This window comes from Thalassospira sp., from assembly GCF_048059015.1.
Taxonomy (GTDB): Bacteria; Pseudomonadota; Alphaproteobacteria; order Rhodospirillales; family Thalassospiraceae; genus Thalassospira.
In genome coordinates, this window is record NZ_JBLLNT010000013.1 from 65091 (window position 1) to 90468 (window position 25378).

Here is a 25378-nt window from a genome sequence, read left to right on the forward strand (position 1 = left end):
TTAATCGAGTGTGCGCGGTTGGGTCTCAGACCTGGCCGCGTTCGACCTTTTTGGCCAGATTCCAAAGAGCATCCATTTCTTGAACATCTGACTGCGCTGCAGTGCGGCTATCACGTGCAAGCTCGTCTTCGATGAAGTGGAAGCGTTTGGTGAATTTGTGGTTTGCACCGCGCAGGGCGACTTCCGGATCAACACCGATTTTGCGCGCCAGATTGGCCATGACAAACAGCATATCGCCAAGTTCGTCCTGAAGGCGTTCAGGATCAGGATTGGCCGTCATTTCGGCCTTTAATTCGTCAATTTCTTCGTGGAGTTTGTCGAACACTTCATCGGTGCTGGGCCAATCAAAACCGACACGGGCAGCGCGTTTGGTCAGCTTTTCCGCGCGCATCAACGCGGGCAGGGCGCTTGCCACACCATCAAGGGCGCTATGGCGCTCATGCCCCTTGGTTTCGGCCTTTTGTGCGCGCTCAGTTGCCTTGATCTTCTCCCAGGTCTGATTGACGCCTTCGGTGGTTTTGGCATCACCGTCGCCGAATACATGGGGATGGCGGCTGATCATTTTGGCAACAATGCTGTTGGCTACATCTTCAAACTCAAAATGCCCCGCTTCTTTGGCCATCTGGGCATGGAAAACCACCTGGAGCAACAAATCACCAAGCTCATTACATAGCTCTGGCATGTCATTGTCGGCAATCGCGTCGGCGACTTCGTAGGCTTCTTCGATCGTGTAGGGGGCAATGGTTGCGAAGTCTTGTTCCAAATCCCAGGGGCAGCCACCATCCGGATCACGCAGGCGGGCCATAACATCAAGAAGGTCATTGATGGCTTTGCTGTTATGGGTGCTCATGATGTAATCCTGTGATGTAAGGCGTTGGGCAAAGGTGTTTATTAAGTCCTATCGCGGCGCATCATTGCTGACAAGTCCATGTTCCAGACAAAACAAAACCCGCAAGGCTGTGAAACACTTGCGGGTTTTGCTGTGATGTCAGGATGCCAGCGGTTAAGCCGCCTTTAGTTTTTCCTGTTTGGTCTCAGTGTCATCGTCGGATTTCTGCGATGATGCACTGCCTTCCTTTTTGCCTTCGACCAAACCACGGTGCAGGGCAATGATCGCCTTGTTGAAGTCGCCTTCGGCAACAACAAACTGAAGATCAACGCGGCGGCTCGGATAATGTGAAGCGACGAGTTCGACACCAGCGTCATCGAGGATCGAAACAGCGCGGGCAAATAGACCCGGTTGTTCGATATTGGCGCCAATGACCGACACAATCGCGACCTTGCGGGTCTGAACCTTCGCCTCGGGCTGTTTTGCTTCAATTTCGTCCACACAACGACGGATCTGTTTCAGCGGTGCTGCGACATAATGCGTGATCGTATTGGCGTTCAGGTTCTTGGTGACGGTTGGCACCTTGTAGCGCTTCAGAACGCTCAGGATTGCTTCTTCGCCGCCAGGAACGCCAACCATGTCCTGATTGAACACTTCGATCTCAAACGCGGTCGGAACACCCGTCACGATTTCAACGCGGCTGTTTTCCGGATCCCAATGGTCGTCAATAACTGTACCCGGATGTTCCGGTTCAAAGGTATTGGCGATGCGCAGCGGAATGTCGTTCTGACGAAGACCCTTGGCCGCACGCGGGTGGATGGCTTCCATGCCCATGTTTGACAGCTGATCGGCCACGTCATAGCTGGTGCGGCCGATTGGGCGCACGGCATCTTCACCGACAATACGCGGATCTGCGCTTGAAAGGTGGAATTCCTTGTGAATGATTGCCTCGCGCGCCTGCGTCAGGCAGGCAATGCGCGAGAAGGTCACTTCACTGTAGCCACGGCCATAGATGCTCATCAAACCTTCGCTGCACTGGGCATAACCCGTTGCAATCGCAAGCTGGTTCGGAAGATCGATGTCTTCAAATACCTTCTTGATCCGACCATCAAGTGTCGATGCTTCGGGTTCGCGCCAGCCAGACAGGTCGGCGAATACGGCATTCACACCTTTGGCGCGCAGCAGCAGCATGGTGTTGTGCGCGCTATGTGCTTCGCCAATGGCCGAGAGCATTTCACGCACGGTCAGAAGGTGCTTTTCCAGTTTGAAATGACCAAAGCTGCACAGGCGATGCAAATCCATCAGGCAGCTACGTGTGCCTTCAATACGTTCCTGCACAAAGGCATTAGCCAGTTTCAGTTCCGGTGCATCACCAAAGATCTTCTCGTTGATTTCACACATTTTCTCGGAAACAGTGGTCAGGGCATCGCCCCAGGCCCAATCGGTTTCCGATCCGGCATAAAGCTGATAGACGCCTGCTTCACCAGTCTTCTTGTTTTCGAGCAGAAGGTCGGTAAAACCGCCATATGCCGAAACGACAAAGACCCGGTTATACAGTTCTTCTTCGCTACGATTGCCGACCAGAATGTTGTCCATGACCGCATCAACCTGGGTCATCGACGTACCGCCGATCTTGTGAACGCTATGCCCAGCGTCCGATTTTTTCTGGGCTGAAAGCATGTTGCCTCCTTTGGGGGCGTTTCCTTAAAAATTATATGCTCGTGTGTGATTGGGGCGGTTGATATGCCGCCCCAATCCAAAAGTCTTAGCTGGCGAGCGCGTCACCATCGAGCGGGTAGACACCGTTTTCGTCATGTACTTCGCGGCCATTCAGCGGCGGATTAAACGCACATGCGACAACCATGTCCTCGGTGCCGCCACGCAGATAGTGACGATCATGCTTGTCGAGGATGTAAACCGTGCCCGGTTCGATCTTGTATTTCTTGCCATCGGCAATGGTTTCGACTTCGCCATTGCCAGAGATGCAATAGACGGTCTCGAAATGGTTGGCGTAGCAGATCTCGGTTTCGGTGCCGGCATAGATGGTGGTGATGTGGAACGAGAAGCCCATGCCATCATCGGCAAGCGACAGGCGCGTGCTTTCCCAGTTGTCCGAAACCACACGGCGACCGGATGCTTCACATTCTTTCAGAGTACGAACAATCATCTTTAACTCTTTGACTAAATTAAGTTGTGGGGCAGGGTGACGCATCGTGCGTCACCCCAACTTGTCTTATTCAGCAGCTGCTTTGGCCGGAACAACTTCCTTGCCCATGGCTTTGGCGGTTGCCAATTCCAGGATTTCCAGACCATGTGCCAGATCCTGCTTGGAGATGATCAAAGGCACAAGGCATTTGACGACTTCATCTTCCGGGCCACTGGTCTCGATCACAAGGTTATGCTTGAAGCATTCCTTGGTGACCTTGGAAGCAACCTCGCCGCTTTCAAAGCAGATACCCTGCATCAGGCCACGGCCTTTGCTGTAAAGCTTGCCATCGCCGTAACGATCAGCAATCTCGTTCAGGCGCTTGCCAAGGAACTCTGCCTTGTCACGAACATCTGCGGCGAACTTGTCGTCCGACCAGAAGTGATCAAGGGCTGCTGCGGCGGTCACAAAGGCGTGATTGTTGCCACGGAAGGTGCCGTTATGTTCGCCCGGATGCCAGACATCATATTCCGGCTTCATCAGAACGACTGCCAGCGGCAAGCCATAGGCTGAAAGCGACTTGGACAGCGTAATCATGTCCGGTTTGATACCAGCCGGCTCGAAGCTAAAGAACGTACCGGTACGACCACAACCCGCCTGAATGTCATCGACGATCAGAAGGATGTCGTGTTTGCGGCAGACGGTCTCAAGGTTCTTGAGCCAGCCGAAATCTGCGGCATTCAAGCCACCTTCACCCTGAAGGGTTTCGACAATCACAGCAGCCGGCAGAGCCACACCACTGGAATTATCGGACAGAACCCGATCAAGATATTCGGTGGTGTCAACGCCATCGCCCATATAGCCATCAAACGGAACGGCAACAGCATTATCAAGCGACACGCCAGCTGCACCACGGTGATGTTCGTTGCCCGTGATGGCAAGCGAACCCAGGGTGCAACCATGGAAACCGTTAGTGAAGGAAATCACGGTTTCACGGCCTTTAACGCGGCGCGCAAGCTTCAATGCAGCTTCAACGGCGTTGGTGCCGGTCGGACCCGTGAACTGGACCTTGTATTCCATATTTCGCGGCTTGAGGATTTTGGTTTCAAGCGCGTCAAGGAAGGCTGCCTTTGCCTTGGTGTGCATGTCCAGACCATGGGTGATGCCGCTTGATTTGATGTAATCAAGCAGCTTTTCCTGCAGGACAGGGTGGTTATGGCCGTAGTTCAGGCTGCCAGCGCCAGCAAGGAAGTCGAGATAACGGTTGCCGTTATCATCGGTCAGCCAGGCACCTTCGGCCTTGTCAAAGGTAACGGGGAAGGAGCGCGCATAGCTCTGAACTTCCGATTCAAGGCGATCAAATACAGTCATGGTTCCCTCTTTCAGATTGGGAAAATTCTAGTTCACCTGTCATGCCAAACGTCCCGGCGGGCCGGATGTTCCAAAACGGAGTTGACCGTTTGCAGCAATAAGGCGAAGGAAAAATTGGTCGGTTGGATCAGGCCGCGACGCGTTCGACATCTTCACGCTCGAACGGGCCGATCTGCCACAGAATTTCGCTGGCAGCGGCACCTTCGAAGTGCGTTTCGCGTTCGAACTGGACCTTGCGTTTGACGTCGGCGCCAAGCTCACGTGCGACTGAACGGAATACACCCTGTGATGGCGCGTTCGTTGACGTAATCGTCGTGTTCAGTTCACTGACGTTGTGGCATGCCGGGCGATCCAGAATATCAAGGATCAAGCGTTTCGCCAGACGGAGCCCGCGGGCTTTCGGGGAAACAGCGACCTGCCAAATAAACAGTTGTTCAGGCTTGTTCGGTACGATGTAGCCGGAAACAAAGCCGACGGCTTCGCCATCCAGTTCTGCGATCGCGCAGGTGTCCGCAAAGTGCGAGCACTGCAGCAGATTGCAATACATCGAGTTTTCATCCAGCGGCTTACATTCGGCAATCAGGTTATTCACCGTCGCGCCGTCAGTGGCCTTGGGTTTTCGGATAATCAGGTTGGCTTTCTGGCCGGTATTGCCCTTGGTTGTGGCAATTTTCATCGGTCTGCCTGCTCTGTTATTTCGATGTGCGATCATTCATGTCGCGTCAGATGTATAGAATATCGATATAAAATGATCAACCCCGTGATCATGACTTTCCTGTGAAAACGAATAAGTTATTGATATTAAATAAAAGAATAATGTATTTCTATTCGATGCATATTGGGAGCGATCGATGAAGTAATATTTCTCTAAAATAACATAAATCGATACATTAACGGATCGAAGTGCGATGGAAAATGTGCTTAAACCGTTGCGAAATCCCGGTTGTGCGGCTAAAACAGCCTTTGAAAAAATACAAAAATCACGCCCGGATCTTGGAAATGGACAAATTGCATGAAGCGTTGATTTCAATTCGCCGTATTCTACGCGCGAGTGACATCCACGCGAAAAAACTAGGTAAAATTACCGGCCTGAAGACATCCCAGCTTCTGGTTTTGCAATCCCTTGAAGAATTCGGCGAAATGACAGTTGGCCAGATTGCGGCCAAGGTCAATTTGGCACAGGCATCGACCACCGCACTTGTCGACAAGTTGCAGGCAATGGCACTGGTAACCCGTGAGCGCGGTGACAGTGACAAGCGCAAAGTCTTTGTCCGCCTGACAGAACAGGGGCGGGCGATCCTTGACCGTGCCCCTATGGCACTACACGACCGGTTTTCGGACAATTTCAACAATCTTGAAGAATGGGAACAAACGTTCCTGATCGCGGCGTTACAGCGCGTGTCTGGCATGATGGATGCCAGTGAGATCGATGTAGCCCCGGTTCTTGATCATGATGTGATCGTGGAAAAGGGCAGCGACCGGCACTAATAGGCTGCGTTGATGGCGCGCTTAGCTTTGCGCGCCAGCCTTTTTCTGCATATAACGCTGGAACCATTTCGCCAAGATCGGTGCAAGCAGCACAATCTCGAAAATACGCACGATATGGTGGAAGGCGACAAAGCTTGGTTCGACATTTAGCGCAAGTGCGATCAGGGACATTTCGGCGACACCACCTGGCGCAAAAGCCAGAAGGACGGCGATGAAGTCAAGATCGAGCCAATCGGCAACGAACCACGCCACAGCGCCGGTAAATGCCAGCACCACCATGGTTGCAACAATCGAATAACCGGCAAGTCTGGTAAGCACAGCTATTTTCACGCCGGAAAACCGGCTACCGATCGCAGATCCGAGGATCAACAGGCTCCCGGCCAGAAGCCACCCCGGAAGGTTGCCCTCTACGACACCCGTGACGTGCAAAACCATGCTGGCGGCCATTGCGCCTGTCATATAGGCCGCAGGAACCCCGATCTTGCGAAACACAAGCACGGTGATGATTGCGCAGACCGCCGTCAAAAGACCTTCGTTGAGCGACATCTGGATTGCTTCACCGTCACCATGACCGCTGGCGACCACGCCTGTAATCATCAGCACAATCAAGGGGGCTGACATGACCAAAAGCAACACCCGCAAACCTTGGGTGAGGGCGATTTCCTGTTCATTGCCGCCTGCGGCCGCGCCAAGGACCACCATTGGCGTCAAGCCGCCAGGCGTTGCGGAAAACAGCGCTGTTGCCGGATCAAGGCGAGCTATTTTTGAATAGAACCAGGTGATGACGAAGGTAATGATCGGCACATAAAGCAAAACAGCAATCATGCTAAGCGGCCACCGTGCCGCCTGATCAAGGGTTTCAGGAGTGAATGAAGCACCCAGAAATACGCCAATCACACCAAGAATGGTTGAGCGGAACTGCATCGGCACCCCCATGGGAACCCGCATCAAGCTTGCAACAAAGGTTGCCAGCATCGGGCCCATCATCCACGCCAGGGGCATATTGATCGAATGTGCGATCAAGCCACCACCAAGACCGATGCCCAGTGCGATGGATAGCCTTTTGAAGAACTGAGGTGTCAGAACACCGGAAAGTCTTTTGATCCAACTGTTGTTTGAAGGATCGTCCGGTGTGTTGGTCATTATGCTTCAGCCTTGTTCTTATCTATCTGTTCGAGGAAGCCATCAATTGCTTGGCGCAGTTTGGCAGCCTCGTTATTCAATGTGCTGGTTGCGCGTGTCACGTTGGCAGAACCGTTATGGACGCGAACAGTTTCGTTATCAAGCGCACCGACGGCTTCGGCAACGGTGCGCATGCCGCCATTGGCGTCCTGAATGCTGTCCGAAATTCCGGCGGTCGATGCCTGTTGTTCTTCAACGGCTGCGGCGATGGCGGCGGCAGATTGGTCGACTTCACCAATAACATCTGCAACGCTATGTAAGGCATTGACAACGTTATCTGTCAGTCCGCGAATTTCTTCGACCTGACTTGCGATGTCTTCAGTCGCACGGGCTGTTTGGGACGCAAGGTTTTTGACCTCGCCAGCCACCACGGCAAAGCCTTTGCCGGCATCACCGGCACGCGCAGCCTCGATCGTCGCATTCAGAGCCAGAAGGTTGGTCTGGCTTGCGATGTCTTCGATCAGGCTGACGATATCGCCAATTCGCTGGGTGGCATTGGTAAGCTGTTCAAACAATGCGCGGGAATGTTCGCTTTCAGACCGTGCACGGCCCGCAACTTCGGCGGAATTTTGTGCCTGCTGACCGATCTCGGCAATTGCCTCGGACAGGCTTGCTGTCGTGTGTGACACGGCTTCAATATGATGCAAGACCTGTTCGGAATGCTGGTTGGCGTCAGCGGAACGCGCGCTGGCAAGCGTTGCGATCTGTTCCATGTCGCTGGCCGACCCGTTGAGCGAGCTGAATTCCTGATCAAAGCCGGAAAGCGCTTCTTGAACGACGCGCTGGAAATGATCAGTTGCCTCGATCAGGTTTTGCTGACGCTGGCGCTCTAACCCACGGATACGTTCGCGTTCCTGACGGAGCAGTTCGGCTTCTTTGGACTGGTCACGCAGGACAGTCACAGAACGCGCGACTTTGCCGATTTCGTCAGCACGCTGGCTGCCACGGATATCGACATTCAGATCGCCATTGGAAATCTGTTCGATCAGTTCGGCCAGATCGGTCATCGGGCGCGAAATACGGCGCGATACGAAGACCGAGACGATTACTGCAACCACAACAACGATAAGGGCAACGATCACAAACACGCGCTGCAGGGCTTCGGCCTGTGTGTATGCGTCGGCAAATGAGGTCGTGGCAATCTCGTGGGATTGGGCAAGGATTTCGTTTAGTGGAACCTGAAGGGCCTGGAAGGTTTCATCGGCTTGGGCGATCACTTCAAGCGCGCCATAGATGTTCATTTCGCTTTCAACAAGGAACTGTTCAACTTGTTCCATGTATCGGGCGTAGTTTTGGGTGAATGCGTCACCGCCAACGGCAGAAAGGCGTTCAGCAAGCGGGGCCAGCTCACCTTCAAGCTGGCTGACCTTTTCACGCAGATCCGGGACGACGGCGGCATTAATGCCGTTTGAGTCCCAGGTCAGAATACGAAACAGCGATCCGTGCGCTTCGTTCAGTGCGTTGCTGAGTGTCAACGCATCGGAACGCCGTTCATATGCTTCAACGCGAAGGCTGGTAAGGGTGTCCTTCTCGCTTTCGAGGGTCGCAACTGTCGCAATCCCCATGGCGATAATGACGATCATAAGGAAGACCGGGACCAAAAGGGTTTTGGGACCAATCGACAGATTATCAAGAAAACGCATTACCAGTATCCTCCACGCAGGTCAGTACGTGACCTTAGAGTTCGCCATCATTGGGAACAGCAGCCTTGCGGTTTGCCAGCCAGCTACGGAGATTTCCGATAAGCGGAGCAGCAAGGAACAGGATGCTGATCGACAGGATAACGAGGGTGATCGGACGTTCCCACAGGAAGGAAATGGAGCCGTCACTAATCGCCAGTGCGCGACGCAGGTTTTCTTCCATCATCTTGCCCAGAATGAAGCCAAGAAGCATCGGCGCCATCGGGTAGTTCAGAAGTCGCAGGCCGATCGCAATTGCCGCAGCAATCACCATCATGTGGATGTCCATGGTGTTAAAGGTCACAAGGTACACACCAACCAGCGAGAAGAACAGAACGAACGGCACCAGAAGCTGCTGGGGCAAGGCAAGCAGACGCGAGATATACGGGATCAGCGGCAGGTTCAGAACCAGTAGGACCACGTTACCGATATACATCGAGATGATAACAGACCAGAACACAGCGGGCTGCTCAACGAACAGGCGCGGGCCCGGCTGAACGCCATAGGAAATCAATGCGCCCATCATGACGGCCGTCGTACCCGAACCCGGGATACCAAGGGTCAAAAGCGGCACGAAGGAACCAGAACATGCAGCGTTGTTTGCAGTTTCCGGCGCGGAAAGGCCGCGAATGGAACCTTTGCCGAACTGAAGCTTTTCCTTTGCCGATGCCAAGTTGCGTTCCATGCCATAGGCAAGGAAGGACGCAATGGTCGCCCCCGCACCAGGAAGAACCCCGGTAAAGAAGCCAAGCACGGACGAGCGGCCAATAACCGGAACCATGGTTTTAACTTCTTCTTTCGAAAGCTTCATGGAGCCGAGGCTTTTTAGCGCCTTTTCTTCTTCAGAGCGGGTGTCCTTGGTCGGACGCAGGATCGACAGAAGTGCTTCGGAAAGCGCGAAGGTTGACATGGCCAGCAGAAGGAAGCTGATGCCATCAACAAGGTCCATGCTGCCAAAAGTAAAGCGTGCAACGCCTGCGGCCGGGTCAGTACCAATCGTCGACAACATGATCCCGAACAGGGTCATGGTGATCGCCTTAAGGACTTGGCCTTTACCGGCAAAGGCAGAAACAGCTGTCAGACCCAAGACCATCAGCGCGAAGTAATCGCCAGACTGGAAGGAAAGCGACACCGACGCCAATGCCGGAGCAGCAACCAGAAGGAAGATCGCAGCAATCGTCCCGCCCGAGAAGGACGAGTAGGCGGCAATTGCCAGAGCCTTGCCAGCCATGCCTTTCTGCGCCATCGGGTAGCCGTCAAACGCGGTCGCGACCGTACCGGCAACACCAGGCGCGTTAATCAGAATAGATGAGGTCGAACCGCCAAAGATTGCGCCATAATAAACACCAGCCATCAGGATCAGGCCGGTTGATGGATCAAACCCGTAGGTAATCGGGATCATAAGCGCGATGGCGGTAATCGGGCCAAGACCGGGAAGCATCCCGATAAAGGTGCCTGCGAAACAGCCGACCGCAACCATCAGAAGGTTGATCGGCATGACAGCGGTCGAAAGACCGGCAAAAATTCCATCAAGCATTGTTTGAAATCCAATAGAACAGATCGCCCGGCTGCAGATAGATGCCAAGAAGGCTGAGCAGGCCCCAGAATGCGAGCGCAACACCGACGGCGGTAATGATCAATACATGAGGGCGTCGTTCGCCAAGCGTGTAGAAACCGCCAATCAGGAACAGCGCAGTGGAAAGCGGGAAGCCGAGGGACTTGATGGTGAAACCATAGAACACCATCAGAACGGCCAGGACGACAACACGTCCCCATTTCAATCCGCGGAATGCGTTTGAAAGGCTGCCGGCCTCTTGATTGGCCGGCAGTACCAGTTGGACAAAGGAAACCACGCCTAGGATCCAGGCAAGGGCGGTCGGAAGGGTTCTGGCATTGAACGGAGCATCTTCGTCGCCAAACAGCAGCGGGATGTCTCCGACATTTAGGCCATAAACCAGCGCGAGGCAAAGAAAGAGCAGCGCGCCGAATTTGTCGCGATTGATGGACATGGCGTGGTTTCCTTAGGAGGTCTTTTTACGTTTCGTCTGGTGGCTTATTTCAGGAAGCCAAGTTCGCGCATCAGGTCGCCAACGACCTTTTCCTGGTCTTCCATGAAGGAAGAGAACTCAGCACGCGGCTTGTAGATTTTTTCCCAGCCATTACGCTTACGTACGGTTTCCCACTCTTCGGTTGCCTGAACGTCTTTGAGAACTGCTGCATACGCATCAGCCTTGTCAGCCGACAGAGCCGGGGAGCCGAAGTAACCACGCCAGTTAACGAATTCCGCATCGATGCCCAGTTCGCCAAGCGACGGAACTTCGGGAGCTGCTTCGATACGTTCTTTGGAGGTCACAGCAAGAATGCGGACCTGACCAGCTTTTGCGAGTTCGAGAAGTTCACCAAGACCGGTGGACAGAACTTCGGTTTCACCCGACAGAAGGCCAGCGATTGCTTTACCACCGGCATCGTAGGGAATGTACTTAACCTGTTTCGCGTCGCCGCCACCTTTCTGAACAGCATATGCTGCAACGATGTGGTCCATGCCGCCACGAACAGAACCGCCGCCGAATTTGACAGAGTTCGGATCAGCTTTAACCGCGTTTACAACATCGGTGAAGGATGCATACGGGCTGTCTGCCGGAACTGCGAAAGCAGCATATTCAGCAACAACTGCCGCAATCGGGGTCAGGTCGCGGAAGGACTGCGGGAACACACCGGTCAGGGAACGAACGATGATCGGGGTGGAGTTAACCATCAGGGTGTTGTCAAGACGGTCAGCTGCTTCGATCATGTAAGCAATGGCTTTACCGCCGCCGCCGCCAGACATGTTTTCGTAAGAAGCGGTGCCAACAAGACCCGATTTGGTCAGGGCTTCGCCGGTGCCACGTGCGGTGCCATCCCAGCCGCCGCCTGCGCCACCCGGAATGACGAAGTGAATTTCATCCATTTCTGCAGCTTTGGCATCCATTGCGCCGAATGCAGCAGTCGAAACAGCAACAGCGGTTGCTGCAGCGATAAATCCGCGACGTGAGAACATCGTCAGCTTGTTCATCAGGGTCTCCTCCAGACACTAAAGCATTTTCCCAAGCCACCCTTGTGGTGGCGACCGATCTTCAGGAACAAAACTTCAGCAAGGAAGAGCGAGAAACCCGTCTTACAGATAGACCAATCCTAACTGCCTGCGGGTTATATATTGTCCTCCCTTGCCGATATTCTTTTTGTTTGTTCCGGGGGCGTTTGACACCTCCCGGATCGGCAGTGGAAAGGACGTTAGCAGCAGAACCTGTCATCAACCTGTCATTGCACATATTTGAGTGAAAATTTTTCACATCATTTATGCGTCAATGGCAAAAATGCCTGAAACGCAAGGCTTAGGCAGAAAGCCGTTTGCCGCAATCGTCTGCATGATTTTGAAGTGATACCAATAGCTTAAGGCGTTTTTCTTCGGTGAATCGGCTTTTGGGGCCTGACAGGGTCAGCACACCCAGCAAGGTGTTTTGACAGTCCAAAACCGGAACAGCGATGGCTGAGATATCGGGATCACGTTCGCCATCACTTTGGGCAAACCTGTCATCAAGAACATCAATCGCGCGATCATCAACGCCATCGCCCCAAGCCCGAATGACATGACCAGCGGCACCACGATCACACGGCAATATCGCACCTTCTTCCAGATGATGACGCAGGCTGCTTGGTGAGTTTTCGCGAAACAAGCAAAGCCGATTGGATCTTTCGGGCACATAAAAGGACGCGGTTTCGCCGCTTTCGGTCACCAGTTCAGACAGGTGCGGCCGGACGATATCGTCCATGCGATAAGACCGGCGATAAATTGATCCCAACCGCCAAAGGGCCGGGCCAAGGCGATACCGACCGCGCCCCGATACCATCAAGAAACCCCGAGACTCCAGCGTACCCGCCAGTCGCGAGATGGTGCTTTTGTACATTCCAGTACGTTCAGCAAGCTCCTTAAGCGATAGATCCGGGTCCTGATCAGTAAAGACGTCAAGGAGCGAAAGGGCGCGTTCAACGGCTGTAACGTTTTGTTCTGACATGAAACTTCGGCTTTCCAGGGTTAAACCATGATCGCAGCTGTCCGGTTTGGATTTCGCGAAGAGCTTAAATTCTATATAATAGAACATAATTCTACCAGACAGAATTTAAGGAAATGTCATGAGCGGAGCACAATCGCTAAGCGGCATAACGGTTCTTGACCTGACCAATGTATTGGCCGGACCGTTTTGCTGTCATCAACTTGCCCATCTTGGTGCCGAAGTCATTAAGGTTGAAGCCCCGGGACGTGGTGACCTTGCCCGCCAGCTTGGTGCGGATATGAGCCTGAATGACAAGCTTATGGGCGTTTCATTTATGGCGCAGAATGCCGGCAAGCGTTCGCTGACACTGAACCTGAAGGACCCGCGTGGCAAAGAAATCCTGAAACAGCTGGTTGCGAAGGCCGATGTTCTGGTTGAGAACTTCCGCCCCGGCGTTATGGATCGGCTTGAGCTTGGTTATGACGTTTTGTCCAAGGTCAATCCCGGTCTGATCTATTGTGCGATTTCCGGGTTTGGCCAAACAGGCCCTATGCGCAAACTTCCGGCCTATGACCAGATTGTTCAGGGCCTGTCAGGTGTCATGACGATCACTGGTCAGGAAGGTGAAGGAACCTACCGGGTTGGATATCCGATGGCTGATACCATCGGCGGCATGACGGCAGCCTTTGCCATTACTTCCGCCCTTGCCGGGCGTGCGCTTGGTAACAACGAGGGTGAAGGCAGTTTCATCGATATCTCGATGCTGGAATCCGTGATTGCGACCATGGGTTGGGTGGTTTCGAACTATCTGATCGCTGGTAAGGAACCCACTGCGAACGGGAATGATAATTTCACGTCCTCACCATCAGGTGCGTTCGCAACGGCAGACGGGCAGATCAATATTGCTGCCAACAAACAGGAACAGTTCGAGGCTCTTTGTTCTGTTGTGGGACTTGAGGACCTGATCACGGATTGTCGCTTTACGACCCGCAAGGAACGCCTGGAGAACCGTAGTCTTCTGAGTGGATTGCTGGAAGATGTTCTGGTCACCAATACCGCAGACCATTGGGTTGAGAAACTTAACGCGGTTGGTGTGCCAGCCGGTGCAGTCCTGACTGTGCCGCAGGTGCTTGAACTGCCGCAAATTGCCGATCGCGGCATGCTGGCATCGTTTGAAGATGTTCCGGGTGCAGATCGTGACATCCGCATTCTTCGAACCGGGATCAAAATGGATGGCAAGGCACCATCTGTCGATGCTCCGCCACCGGTTCTTGGCCAGGACAATGAGACGATCCTGGCGTCCTTGGGGCTTTCAAATGATGAAATCAAAACCCTTACTGAGGAGGGCGTGTTGTGAGCGAGAAGTCAGCATCTGATATCGAAAACGAAGTTCAGGATTGGTGGCAAACCGGCATCATTGATATGGAGCCGGGCAAAATCCACTATGGCGGCTATGCCATCGAGGACCTGATCGGTAATATCAGTTTTCCTGCGATGATTTGGTTGATGACCCGTGGCGACCTGCCAACGCCTGCGCAAGCCAAGCTGCTTGAGGCTGCCCTTGTTTCCGCTGTCGATCACGGCCCACAGGCACCAAGCATTGCAATCGCCCGCATGGCGGCGACCTGCGGCGTTGGGCTTAACAATGCGATGGCAAGTGCAGTTAATGTTTTAGGCGATGTTCATGGCGGTGCGGGCGAACAAGCCGTTGCGCTTTATCACGACATTGCCGATCGGATGAAAGATGGTGTTGGCCTTACTGATGCGGTTGCCGCCGGGCTGGATCATCAGATCGCCGAACATGGAAAACATATTACGGGCTTTGGACATCGGTTCCATCCAATTGACCCGCGTGCGCCAAGGTTGCTTGCGCTGGTGGCGGAGGCTGCCGAAGCCAAGCACATCAGTGGTCAGTTCGGCGTTATCGCCAGCGCGATTGAAGACACATTGTTGGCGCGTAAGGGAAAACGCATTCCAATGAATATCGACGGTGCGACAGCCGTGATTTATGCGGAGCTTGGTTTTGCACCGGAATTGGCGCGTGGCTTGTTCTGCTTGTCACGATCGGTCGGGATTTTGGCCCATGCTTGGGAACAAACACAGCAAGGTGGCCGCAACAAGGGGCCGATCCCGCGTCGCATGATCTGGAATTATACCGGGCCTAAGCGCAAAGCGTTCGATGTTGATTCGAAATCCGACTGAGTTAGATCCCGAAGTCAGGGCAGGGTGCTTAGCGACGGTTTAGCAAGGCATCCTGCCAACGGCGCAAGAAGCGTTGGCGTTTCGCCTGATCCAGATAGACCAGAAGCCCCGGCCCAACTGGGAAAGACCGCACGCGTTCGCCGTAACGATCAAAGATCAGCGACGAGAATGTGCTGGGCGGGACGTCAGAGCGAACCGGGTTGAAATTCCCGTCATTCTGCAAAACGCTTTGGCCCTTAACCGACAGCATGAAATCAAGGAAACGCCCACCAAGGTCCGGGTTCCGCGCATCACGCGGGATGATGGCAATCCGAGAATAGACCACGATGAAATCATCAGGAAGGATTACACCAAGGTTCGGGTTTCGCTGGCTGAAGGTTTCGGCATAGGAACCCAGCAGGTTATAGCCCAGCACAACTTGACCATCGGCGATCTTTTCAAGCATCGGTGACGTGTTTGAAAACAGCTTTACTTTTGATTGCCCAAGGGTCCGAACAAAGTCCCAAATGCCGGGAAAGAAACGCTCATCACGGGCAAGGAACAAGAAGCCAACACCGCTTCGTTCAATGTCATAGGTCGTGACCCGTTCGCTAAACAGATCATCGTGATTGTTGAGAAGTTCGATAAAGGCATCCCGCGTACGCGGCGGTTCGAGCTTGTTTTCGCGGAAAAACGCGCGGTTATAAGCAATTACCGCTGGTTCCTGCGTCACAGCAAATGCTTCGTTGCGCCAGCGCGCCCAATGCGGCAATGCCTGTGTTTCGGCACTTTGATGCGATGTCGCATAGCCATCATTGGCAAGCTTCATCTGAAGATCCATCGAGGAGCTGATAATCAGATCGGCACTTGGTTCGTCATTGGCCCGTTGGCGCTGGGTGATATCATACATCTCCAGTGTCTGGAGCTGATGATATTCGACACCGATATAGGGGTTATCTTGTTGAAAGGCTTCAATGACCGGGCTGAACGCACCAATATCTGCCGAACCATAAATCACCGCAATCGGCGCATCGCTTGAAAGCAGGGATTGTTCCGGATCAGCAGCCTGTGTCGTGCGCAATGGGGCAAAGGTAAAGACCTCCGCCAACGCAGAAGAAGCTTGCATCACAACAGCGATGGCACATAAACGAATACAGATGCGGCCCAGGGTCATGGTGGAATACTCTATGTCACGGGCTGCCAGCGTAAGGCTGGCGATCATGGACGACGGTAGACGATATAATCTGCTATATCATGATCTTGCGGACATGAAGACCGAAGACAAAAATGCCTCTAAACGGTTTATCAGGGAAGAGAAGCACAAACAATGAGAGTCCTTGTCGTTGAAGATCACGCCGCATTGGCAGACGGGATTGCACGTTCGTTGCGTCATTCCGGCTATGCGGTTGACGTGATTGCCGATGGCGAAGAAGCCGATGATATTCTGCGCACGCAGGAATACGGTCTTGTGGTGCTTGATCTGAATTTACCCAAACTTGACGGGCTTGAGATTTTGCGACGTCTGCGCCATCGCGGCGCGGAAAGTGCGGTTTTGATCCTGACTGCGCGCGGTGATATCGAAGATCGGGTCAAGGGGCTTGATCTTGGTGCAGATGATTATCTGGCCAAACCGTTTGAGCTGGTGGAACTTGAGGCACGGGTGAGGGCGCTGATGCGCCGCAATGCTGGCACCCATAATACCCAGATGAAATGCGGACATCTGGCCTTTGATACGGTCGCACGACGTGTGACGATCAGGGGCGAGGATGTGGAAATTCCACGTCGTGAGCTTAATATCCTTGAAATCCTGCTTCTGCGTGTTGGGCATGTCCTGAGCAAGGAACAGATCGCCGATCAGCTGGCCGGGTTTGAGGATGATATCAGTGCGAACGCCGTTGAACTTTACATCAGCCGATTGCGCAAACGGGTCGAGATGGCGGATGTTAAAATTCAGACCGTGCGTGGTCTTGGATATTTGTTGAAAAAGACATGAAATGGCGTAACGGATCGCTCAGACGCAGACTTGTTATTTGGTTGTTGATCCCGCTTTTGGTGATCAGCTCATTGATGCTGCTTGAAGTTCGCAGCAACGCAGTTCATTCAACAAATCAGGCATTTGATCGTGCTCTTTTAAGTTCTGCATTAGCAATTGCTGACCGTGTGGTTTTGATCGGCGGGAAGATCGAGGTGGATGTTCCTTATGTCGCGCTTGAGATGTTGACGAGTGCGGCCGAAGACCGTGTTTTCTATCAAGTCAGCACCGGGCAGGGCGAGTTCATCACCGGTTACGAAGACTTACCACCCGTTCCTGAGCATCTTCAGCCATTGCGTGAAGAACCGGTCTTTTATGATGCGGTTTATAACGGCGAGCAGGTCCGGATTGGTGCGCTATCGCGTTATGTCGCCAGTGTCCGAAAAGCCACGCGTTTTCAGGTGCTTGTCGCCGAAACCATGGGCACGCGCACCAGTCTGAGTGAAGATATTCTCGCCAGTGCCGCAGCAAGGCAGATCGTATTGATTGTCCTTGCTGCGATCATTGTCTGGTTTGGCATTGGTCAGGGCCTTAAACCACTTAGCCGCCTTGAAGAGGCCCTTAACCGCCGTTCACCAACGGATTTAAGGCCCATTTTGCATGATGTACCGATTGAAGTTCGTCACTTGGTCGGTGCTATTAACCAGCTGTTTCAACGTCTTGAAAACAGTTTGAAAACCATGCAGCGCTTCACGGCCGATGCAGCACATCAGTTAAGAACACCTTTGGCCGCGTTGCGTACACAGGCGGAGCTTGGTCAGCGCGAACAAGATCCGGAAAAAATCCGCCAGATCATGGAAACGATTGCGTCCTCGACACGGCAGACATCGCATCTTGCCAATCAGTTACTGGCATCGGCACGTGCAGCGCCCGAAGGTTTGGCAGGTCGTCCGTTTGATGAGATTGACCTTTGTGACATCAGCCGTTCGGTGACGAGTTCCAAAGTTCCGACTGCACTCGAACGCGGTATCGATCTTGGCTACGAAGGTCTGACGGAGCCGACAATGATCATGGGTGACGCAACGCTGATCGAGGAATTGCTCAAGAACCTCGTGCATAACGCCCTGACATATTGCCCGGATGGCAGTGCAGTAACAGTTCGCCTTGATAAGGAACAGTCAGGAAAGCGCGTTAAACTGACTGTTGAAGATAACGGCCCTGGCATTCCGGTTGAGCACCACAAGGATGTCTTCAAACGGTTCTATCGCATCAATGATACCGGTTATGAAGAAGGGTGCGGCTTGGGACTTTCGATCGTTAAGGAAATCGCCTTGCGCCACGAAACCAAAGTGAAACTAACCCAACCAAAAGAGCATAGCGGATGTATCTTTAGCATCAGCTTTGCTCTTTCAGAAGGTCCGCAAGATCAAGCGTAATAGCGGTTAGCGCGGTGACAGATGAATGCCGGCAATGGTACAGCGCACCGATCCACCCGCACATTCAATTGTCGGGATGCGCAGCGGGACCGGTTTGGCAAACTGGCCAATGATGTCGAGTTGGTCCTCGGACAATGCATCATAAGCCGACTTCGATAGCGCCAGTATGCGCCCATCGGAACCCTGAAGCTCAATCGCATTACCGGCAAAGGCCGATATCTGCTCGGGGCTTAGCATGATCAGCTGCCTTCCTGAATCTTGTAACCTTTCAATGACTTCCTGCTTTCGGCCTGCATCGGTGATCATATCTGCACCGATAAGGACAAAATCAGACGCGATGCACATCAATACATTGGTGTGATAGATCGGAAGGCCGTTGGGATCAGAAGCTGGAAAGGTCATGGGTTCGTAGTTAAACCGCGCGCAAAACCGTTCCAAAGCAATCGGGTTTGTTCGATCCGATTGAACGGCGTAGGCAACCCGTTCAACGTGATCCAAAGCCATCGCACCCGTGCCCTCAAGATAAAGGCGATCAACCTCAAGCCCGGAAAAATCGACGACTTCCTGAACGCGATACAGTGCCTTTAGGGTTTCAAGGATGTCTGTCCTGCGTTCCTGGCGGCGATTGGTCGCCTTCATCGGATAGACCGCCACATAGCCACCTGAATGGGTCGAAAACCAGTTGTTCGGGAAGACACAATCGGGTGTCGAAGGGCTTTCACCTTCAAAAAGGTGCACTTTGATGCCGTGGCGTTCGAGTGTTTTAACGGCCTCTGAATGTTCCACGTAGGCGAGGGCAGCTTGATCGTTGGCGGGCAGGGCGGTTGCCTGAAACGCATTGTCCTGTGCTGTTTCCGGGTTAACAGAAAAATGATGCGGCCGGATCATTACGACAGACGCGGGCGACTGTGCAGAGTATTTCATTTCTCGTCTCCGCGGGCACGCTGCAGCATGCCGAATAAATCGCGGGGATCATCCGGATCAGCGAGCATATCAAGCTCCTGATAGAACGCAGTATTGTGGATCTTGTCGCGGATGTAACGAAGGGCCGAGAAATCCTCGATCGCGAAACCGACACCATCAAACAGCGTGATTTGGCCGTCATGCGTACGGCCTTTGCTTTCGCCATTGATGACTTTCCACATCTCAGAAACCGGGAAGTCGGCCGGAACCTGCTGGATTTCGCCTTCGATACGGGTTTGCGGTTCAAATTCCACAAACACATCGGAGCGATAAAGAATGTCGTGATGCAGTTCCGTTTTACCCGGGCAATCACCACCAATCGCATTGATATGAACGCCTGATCCAACCATGTTGTCTGTCAGAATGGTCGCCAACTGCTTGTCTGCGGTGCAGGTCGTGATGATCTGAGCACCTTCAACTGCTTCCTGTGCGCTTGAACATGCCACCAGCTCCAATCCATGTCCCGAAAGGTTCTGGATCAACTTATTGGTTGCTGCGGCGTCAATATCATAAAGACGAAGCGTTTTAATCCCGCACAATGCGGCCATTGCAAGCGCCTGAAACTCGGACTGTGCGCCATTTCCAATCATCGCCATGGTATGGGAATGAGTAGGGGCCAAATGCTTTGCGACCATCGCTGATGTTGCTGCTGTTCGAAGGGCCGTCAGCAACGTCATTTCAGTTAGCAATGCCGGATAACCATTATCGACATGGGACATAAGACCCAATGCCGTCACGGTTTGCAGGCCATTTGCCATGTTCTTTGGATGGCCGTTAACGTATTTAAATCCATACATAATGCCATCTGAGGTCGGCATCAGTTCAATGACGCCTTCGGCAGAATGAGATGCCACGCGCGGTGTTTTGTCAAACAGCTCCCAACGTCCGAAATCTTCTTCGATATAGCTGGCAAGTTCTGTCAGCACAGTGCTTACGCCAATACGGTTAACCAGTCGCATCATGTTTTCGACGCTGACAAACGGAACGAAGGCAAGTTTTGACGGCTGTGGTGCTGACATTTCAGGTGTCCTTAATGTGATGTCGCGGTGAACAGCACCATCGTCAGCTTTTATTTTTGTGCGGAAAATTCTCAAACTGGCTTAAAATAGTCAGAAGACTAAACATATTGCACAGTGACATTGTACAAAGTGTATTGACCATGACAGTCAGCTCAGACGCGAAATACCGATTTGACGACCTCGACAAGGAACTGATTTCCTTGCTGCGTAAAGATGGCCGCGCACCGGTGGCCAAGCTTGCGACAATCATGAATGTCTCGCGCGCAACAGTTCAGACGCGTCTTGATCGATTATTGGCATCAGGCGCTTTGATCGGCTTCACAGCGCGTGTGCGTGAGGATTACGACAACACATGGATACGTGCCGTGATGATGATCGAGGTATCAGGTCGCAATACGTCACACGTGATCAGCAAGCTCAGAGGATTGCCGGAGCTCAAAACGCTTCATACCACGAGTGGGAAATGGGATCTTGTGGCTGAGATTTTGGTCGAGAACCTTGGAGAGTTTGATCGCATCTTGCGGGAGGTACGTGTCGTGGATGGCGTCCTGAACAGTGAGACCAGTATCTTGCTTTCGAGCGTATAAAGCGTGCTATAAGCCTAATGCACTGATCTACTGCATCTAAATATTTGTCATAATATATATTATAGAACTTACGTGTGCAGCTAAAACATCGGGCACCTTTCGTGCATTTCACTCCACGCGCCGACAATCGATCGGCTCTAACGCTTCTTCATTCACCTCGATAACAAGCCCGTCATAAGCTGGTTCAACATGTGACGGTGTGTCTCGCATCGCTTCGTCGTAATCAAACAGGATGCTCATGTGAGTCATATAGACCTGCTTGGGTTTGTATTCGTCAACCCAGGCCAACAGCTTTTCAAGATGAGCATGCGTGTTGTGTGGCTTGTGGCGCAGACAATCGACCACCCAGACATCAAGATCATAAAGATGTTCTTTCGACGCATCCGGGAAATCCACTACATCTGTTGAATAGGCAAATTTGCCGATTTTGAAACCAAGGCTTTCACCATAACCGTGATCCTGGGAGAAAACAGTTATCGGGACCCCTGCTGCCTCCAACGGTCCTGTGATCACATGCGGTACCAATACCGGCTTGAAATAGAACTCAACGCCCTCTGGCAGCGGTGTGAACACGTAATTGAAACGCTGATCGATGTCCGAGATCGTCTGTGCACTGGCATAGATGTCGATCGGTTTACCCATCGCGACATTCAGCCACCGGACATCATCAATGCCATGCACATGGTCTGCGTGCGAATGGGTAAACAAGATTGCGTCTAGATGATCGATATTGTGGCGCAGTGCCTGTTCGCGGAAATCCGGCGTCACATCAACAAGGATCTTCTTGCCAGATTCCTCAATCAGGATTGAGCTCCGCAAACGCCGGTTTTTCGGGTTGTTCGGGTCACACTTTCCCCATCCAAGGCCAACTGATGGCACGCCATTTGATGAGCCGCAGCCAAGGATGGTTACTTTGGTCACTGTGCGCCATCTCCTGGCACCAGAAGGTTCTTGCGATCCGCTTTGTTGAACAGGTTAAAGAAGTTATCCGTGGTAATCCGGGTAATTTCCTCGACGCTTACGCCTTTGATTTCCGCCAGTTTGGCCGCTGTATGGGCTACGTAGCTTGGCTCGTTGGGTTTGCCGCGTTTGGGAACTGGTGCCAGATACGGTGCATCGGTTTCCACGAGCAAACGGTCCATTGGAACATCTTCAAGAGCTGCACGGATTTCCTTGGCAGAATTGAACGTAATAATGCCCGAGCACGAGATATAAAACCCGATCTTGAGCGCACGTTGCGCCAATGTGGCCGAGCTTGAGAAGCAATGAATAACGCCGGTAAACGGCCCCTTTTCATATTCTTCTTCAAGGATATCCATCGTGTCGTCATCCGCATCACGGGTATGAACGATTAATGGAAGTCCGGTTTCACGACATGCGGCGATATGCGCGCGGAAGCTTTCGCGTTGCGCTTCACGCGGGGCATTATCATAGAAATAATCTAGCCCGCTTTCACCGATCCCTATGATTTTGGGATCAGACGCCTTCGCGATCAGCTCATCGGGGCTTGATAGCCCCTCTTCGCCTGCTTCATGCGGGTGTACGCCTATCGTGCAGTAGATGTGATCTGCCTGTTCTGCAACAGCACGGACCTGATCAAAGGTCGTCAGCTTTACGCCGATGCTAACCATCATGCCGACGCCGGCATTTCTGGCGCGCGCGATGGTCCCGCTCAGATCATCTGAGAACTGCGGATAGTCGAGATGGCAGTGGCTGTCGACTAGCGCGACATTCATGCCTTCGCTCCTTCGTCTTCCGCTTCGACATAGCGCGGGAATACACCGGCCGGTTTCGGGATCTCCGAACCCGGTTTAAGCGCATTTTCAGCACCGAGCATGTCAAACCCCCGCTGATCATCGCCCAGAACCAGAAGATCGAGGATCTTGGCAGCGGAATCCGGCATGATTGGTTGAACAAGGATACCAACGTGGCGAATGACTTCAGCCAACACATACAGAACGGTTTCCATACGTGCCGGATCGGTCTTTTTCAGACCCCACGGCGCCATTTCATCAACATAGCGGTTGGCATCCCCCACAAGGCTCCAGATTGCCTCAAGCCCTTTGTGGAACGCCTGCTCGTCAAACATCGGACGCACTGTTCCCAGCATGCCATGGGCTTTGCCAAGGATTTCCTTATCGGCGTCGGTGAACTCACCCGGCGTCGGGATTGCTGCGTTGCAGTTTTTGTGGATCATCGACAGAACGCGCTGGCACATATTGCCAAGGTCGTTGGCAAGCTCGCTATTCATGCGATTGACCATTGCACGATGGGCAAAATCACCATCGTTACCGAACGGAATTTCGCGCATCAGGAAGTAACGCGTCTGATCCAGACCATATTTCTCGGTCAGGTCATATGGATCAATTACGTTGCCGATTGATTTGGAAATCTTTTGACCTTCATTGGTCCACCAGCCATGCGCAAACACACGTTTCGGCGGCTGGATGCCTGCAGCCAAAAGGAATGCCGGCCAGTAAACGGCGTGGAAACGAAGGATATCCTTGCCAACCATGTGCAGATCCGCCGGCCAGTATTTTTCAAGCTTCGCCGGGTCCGCATCCGGATAGCCAATCGCGGTCAGGTAGTTGGTCAGCGCATCAAGCCAGACATACATGACGTGATCTTCGTCGCCCGGAACCGGAACACCCCATTTAAAGCTGGTGCGCGATACCGAAAGATCATGCATGCCGCCTTTAACGAAACTGATCACTTCGTTACGACGCGACTGTGGTGCAATGAAGTCCGGGTTCTGTTCATAGAACTCAAGCAGACGATCGCCCCAAGCTGAAAGCTTGAAGAAGTAGCTCGGTTCAGACACCCACTCTACCGGTGCGCCGGTCGGTGCGATTTTCTCGCCGTCTTTTTCGATCAGTTCTTTTTCTGCAAAGAATGCTTCGTCACGAACCGAATACCAGCCGTCATAGGAACCAAGATAGATCTCGCCCTTTTCAAGCAAGGTGTTCCAAAGAGCCTGGCAGGCCTTTTTATGACGTTCTTCCGTGGTACGGATGAAATCGTCATTGGTGTAGTTCATATGACCGGCAAGATCGCGGAAGTTCTGCGACACCTGATCGGTGAAGGCTTGCGGATCAATGCCTTTGGCGGCAGCGGATTTGTCGACCTTCTGACCATGTTCGTCAGTGCCAGTCAGGAACATCACGTCATAACCGTCCAGGCGCTTGAAGCGGGCCAGCACGTCACAGGCAAGCGTCGTATAGGCATGGCCAATATGCGGCTTGTCATTGACGTAATAGATCGGTGTCGTGATGTAATAGGGCTGTTTGTGCCCGGTCATGGTCGCAAATCCTTCGCGCAAGTCGTGAAACAAAACGGCCCGAAATGGGCCGTGATGGTCAAAATTTCGGTCTGTGGGCAGTGATGTCAGGTTCGCATGGTTTCTTCAAGCATGAAGAAGGCATTTAGCAAGGCCTGCTTGCGATCAAGATGCAAACCGCGGGTCGCGCCCATCAATTCGTTGATCTTTTCCCATACCTCCAGCCATTGATCAAGCGGTTGCGCAGCAGCCATGCGCTGCATGGCAGGCAATTCACCGTCAACAACCTCACGCGGCGCCTGCCCGGTGGCTGCAAAACGGATCATGCGCGCCAGCCACCAATGCAGAAGTTCCGTGATCGTGGCGAACGCCGCATCCTTGTCGGCTGCAGAAAAGCGTTCAGCGAATTTGTGTTGGGCCGCGACATCGGAATTTGGTAGTTCGGCGATCAGTCGGACCAACTCGGTATACATTTCAAGACCGCCAACTTCGTGTAATTGAAGTGCACGGCCAATGCTGCCCTCGGCCAGACCCGAAAGCGCATCACGATCACTAAGATCCATATCAGCACAATAGCGCCCCAAAAGATCAACAACCTGATGGTCCTGAAGTGCGCCCAAGTTCAAGCGACGACAACGCGACCGAATGGTTGGCAGCAAACGCCCCGGATGATGCGCAATCAGGATCATCATCGCATTTGCCGGTGGTTCCTCTAGAACCTTGAGGATCGCGTTGGCAGCATTGCGGTTTAGCTCATCAGCTGCATCAACAATGACGATACGCCATCCGCCCTCGGCCGAGGTTTTTGACATGAAGTTGCCGACGGTCCGCACGCTTGCGACGGTGATTTCACCCTGCAGGCGTTTTTTCTTATCGTCATAAAGACGCTCGATCACCTTAAGATCACCATGACCACCACCGGCGATACGGCGGGCGACGGGTTTCTCGGGATCGACATAAAGGCCATCCGGGCTATCACCAAACAACCCCATGCCAGCATTTGCACCACCACCCGACAGGATGAAGCGTGCCATGCGATAAGCAAGTGTTGCTTTACCGATGCCGCGTGGTCCGCAAAGCAGCCAGGCATGGTGCATACGTTGGCTGTTCCAGGCATCCAGAATGACCTTCTCGGCCTCTTCATGGCCCAGAAGTGCATCGTTGCGACGTGGTGCGAATGGATTTTCGTCTTCGTTAAGGTCGTCAGCAGCCATGTG

General features: G+C 53.0%; 24 protein-coding genes. 6 read left to right on the top strand and 18 right to left on the bottom strand.

Annotation, left to right across the window (positions count from 1 at the left end):
- Nucleotides 1–25 precede the first annotated feature (25 nt).
- The 5 genes from mazG to ectA all read right to left on the bottom strand — a co-directional run bounded on the left by mazG (nt 26) and on the right by ectA (nt 5022).
- Nucleotides 26–850: a nucleoside triphosphate pyrophosphohydrolase gene (gene mazG, locus ACMZ66_RS17020; protein ID WP_416938941.1), complete on the bottom strand. Its 825-nt coding sequence runs from the start codon at nt 848–850 to the stop codon at nt 26–28.
- A 153-nt stretch (nt 851–1003) separates the two neighbouring features.
- On the bottom strand, nt 1004–2509 hold the full coding sequence (locus ACMZ66_RS17025) for an aspartate kinase (RefSeq protein ID WP_416938943.1): 1506 nt from the start codon (nt 2507–2509) through the stop codon (nt 1004–1006).
- Nucleotides 2510–2594: 85 nt separating this feature from the next.
- Entirely contained in the window at nt 2595–2996 is a 402-nt protein-coding gene (locus ACMZ66_RS17030) for an ectoine synthase (protein WP_416938945.1), read from the bottom strand.
- Nucleotides 2997–3062: 66 nt separating this feature from the next.
- The gene (gene ectB, locus ACMZ66_RS17035; protein WP_416938946.1) at nt 3063–4346 is read right to left on the bottom strand and encodes a diaminobutyrate--2-oxoglutarate transaminase; all 1284 of its coding nucleotides are present in this window, start codon (nt 4344–4346) and stop codon (nt 3063–3065) included.
- Nucleotides 4347–4473: 127 nt separating this feature from the next.
- Nucleotides 4474–5022 (bottom strand): diaminobutyrate acetyltransferase, encoded by a 549-nt coding sequence (gene ectA, locus ACMZ66_RS17040; RefSeq protein ID WP_416938947.1) that lies wholly within the window; start codon nt 5020–5022, stop codon nt 4474–4476.
- A gap of 323 nt (nt 5023–5345) precedes the next feature.
- Between ectA and ACMZ66_RS17045 the strand changes: the two genes are divergently transcribed.
- On the top strand, nt 5346–5834 hold the full coding sequence (locus ACMZ66_RS17045) for a MarR family winged helix-turn-helix transcriptional regulator (RefSeq protein ID WP_416938948.1): 489 nt from the start codon (nt 5346–5348) through the stop codon (nt 5832–5834).
- A 21-nt stretch (nt 5835–5855) separates the two neighbouring features.
- Here ACMZ66_RS17045 and ACMZ66_RS17050 read toward each other — a convergent pair whose 3' ends face one another.
- From ACMZ66_RS17050 to ACMZ66_RS17075, 6 genes are all read right to left on the bottom strand, one after another.
- Nucleotides 5856–6977 carry an AbrB family transcriptional regulator gene (locus tag ACMZ66_RS17050; protein WP_416938950.1) on the bottom strand — a complete coding sequence of 374 codons (1122 nt, stop codon included), beginning with the start codon at nt 6975–6977 and terminating at the stop codon, nt 5856–5858.
- Nucleotides 6977–8659, bottom strand: coding sequence for a methyl-accepting chemotaxis protein (locus tag ACMZ66_RS17055; RefSeq protein ID WP_416938952.1), 1683 nt, complete (start codon nt 8657–8659; stop codon nt 6977–6979). The genes ACMZ66_RS17050 and ACMZ66_RS17055 overlap by 1 nt, the downstream gene beginning before the upstream one ends.
- A 34-nt stretch (nt 8660–8693) precedes the next feature.
- Nucleotides 8694–10232, bottom strand: coding sequence for a tripartite tricarboxylate transporter permease (locus tag ACMZ66_RS17060; RefSeq protein WP_416938954.1), 1539 nt, complete (start codon nt 10230–10232; stop codon nt 8694–8696).
- Nucleotides 10225–10704: a tripartite tricarboxylate transporter TctB family protein gene (locus ACMZ66_RS17065; protein ID WP_416938956.1), complete on the bottom strand. Its 480-nt coding sequence runs from the start codon at nt 10702–10704 to the stop codon at nt 10225–10227. The genes ACMZ66_RS17060 and ACMZ66_RS17065 overlap by 8 nt, the downstream gene beginning before the upstream one ends.
- A gap of 44 nt (nt 10705–10748) precedes the next feature.
- On the bottom strand, nt 10749–11747 hold the full coding sequence (locus ACMZ66_RS17070) for a tripartite tricarboxylate transporter substrate binding protein (protein WP_416938958.1): 999 nt from the start codon (nt 11745–11747) through the stop codon (nt 10749–10751).
- 319 nt (nt 11748–12066) lie between these two features.
- Complete coding sequence (locus ACMZ66_RS17075; RefSeq protein ID WP_416938960.1) at nt 12067–12747, bottom strand: IclR family transcriptional regulator; 681 nt, start codon at nt 12745–12747, stop codon at nt 12067–12069.
- A gap of 118 nt (nt 12748–12865) precedes the next feature.
- On the opposite strand from ACMZ66_RS17075, the gene ACMZ66_RS17080 reads away from it, so the two are divergent.
- Both ACMZ66_RS17080 and ACMZ66_RS17085 read left to right on the top strand, forming a co-directional pair.
- Nucleotides 12866–14083 carry a CaiB/BaiF CoA transferase family protein gene (locus tag ACMZ66_RS17080; protein WP_416938961.1) on the top strand — a complete coding sequence of 406 codons (1218 nt, stop codon included), beginning with the start codon at nt 12866–12868 and terminating at the stop codon, nt 14081–14083.
- Entirely contained in the window at nt 14080–14928 is an 849-nt protein-coding gene (locus ACMZ66_RS17085; RefSeq protein ID WP_416938963.1) for a citryl-CoA lyase, read from the top strand. The genes ACMZ66_RS17080 and ACMZ66_RS17085 overlap by 4 nt, the downstream gene beginning before the upstream one ends.
- Before the next feature lie 28 nt (nt 14929–14956).
- On the opposite strand, the gene ACMZ66_RS17090 is transcribed toward ACMZ66_RS17085, so the two are convergent.
- Nucleotides 14957–16129, bottom strand: coding sequence for an ABC transporter substrate-binding protein (locus ACMZ66_RS17090; protein ID WP_416938965.1), 1173 nt, complete (start codon nt 16127–16129; stop codon nt 14957–14959).
- A gap of 105 nt (nt 16130–16234) precedes the next feature.
- Here ACMZ66_RS17090 and ACMZ66_RS17095 point away from each other — a divergent pair, with 105 nt between their 5' ends.
- The gene (locus ACMZ66_RS17095; RefSeq protein WP_416938967.1) at nt 16235–16900 is read left to right on the top strand and encodes a response regulator; all 666 of its coding nucleotides are present in this window, start codon (nt 16235–16237) and stop codon (nt 16898–16900) included.
- Nucleotides 16897–18315, top strand: coding sequence for a sensor histidine kinase (locus ACMZ66_RS17100; protein ID WP_416938969.1), 1419 nt, complete (start codon nt 16897–16899; stop codon nt 18313–18315). The genes ACMZ66_RS17095 and ACMZ66_RS17100 overlap by 4 nt, the downstream gene beginning before the upstream one ends.
- A gap of 6 nt (nt 18316–18321) precedes the next feature.
- Here the strand turns inward: ACMZ66_RS17100 and ctlX are convergent, their stop codons facing one another.
- On the bottom strand, nt 18322–19239 hold the full coding sequence (gene ctlX, locus ACMZ66_RS17105; RefSeq protein WP_416938971.1) for a citrulline utilization hydrolase CtlX: 918 nt from the start codon (nt 19237–19239) through the stop codon (nt 18322–18324).
- On the bottom strand, nt 19236–20297 hold the full coding sequence (locus tag ACMZ66_RS17110; RefSeq protein WP_416938973.1) for an ornithine cyclodeaminase: 1062 nt from the start codon (nt 20295–20297) through the stop codon (nt 19236–19238). The genes ctlX and ACMZ66_RS17110 overlap by 4 nt, the downstream gene beginning before the upstream one ends.
- A 140-nt stretch (nt 20298–20437) precedes the next feature.
- Between ACMZ66_RS17110 and ACMZ66_RS17115 the strand changes: the two genes are divergently transcribed.
- Entirely contained in the window at nt 20438–20884 is a 447-nt protein-coding gene (locus tag ACMZ66_RS17115) for an Lrp/AsnC family transcriptional regulator (RefSeq protein WP_416938974.1), read from the top strand.
- A 108-nt stretch (nt 20885–20992) separates the two neighbouring features.
- On the opposite strand, the gene ACMZ66_RS17120 is transcribed toward ACMZ66_RS17115, so the two are convergent.
- The 4 genes from ACMZ66_RS17120 to ACMZ66_RS17135 form a co-directional block, all read right to left on the bottom strand.
- A complete protein-coding gene (locus ACMZ66_RS17120; protein ID WP_416938976.1) occupies nt 20993–21805 on the bottom strand; it encodes an MBL fold metallo-hydrolase in 813 nt (270 codons plus the stop codon).
- Nucleotides 21802–22620: a TatD family hydrolase gene (locus tag ACMZ66_RS17125; RefSeq protein WP_416938978.1), complete on the bottom strand. Its 819-nt coding sequence runs from the start codon at nt 22618–22620 to the stop codon at nt 21802–21804. Before ACMZ66_RS17125 ends, ACMZ66_RS17120 begins: the two co-directional genes overlap by 4 nt.
- Complete coding sequence (gene metG / locus ACMZ66_RS17130) at nt 22617–24182, bottom strand: methionine--tRNA ligase (RefSeq protein WP_416938980.1); 1566 nt, start codon at nt 24180–24182, stop codon at nt 22617–22619. Before metG ends, ACMZ66_RS17125 begins: the two co-directional genes overlap by 4 nt.
- Nucleotides 24183–24268: 86 nt before the next feature.
- Complete coding sequence (locus ACMZ66_RS17135) at nt 24269–25375, bottom strand: DNA polymerase III subunit delta' (protein ID WP_416938982.1); 1107 nt, start codon at nt 25373–25375, stop codon at nt 24269–24271.
- Nucleotides 25376–25378 lie beyond the last annotated feature (3 nt).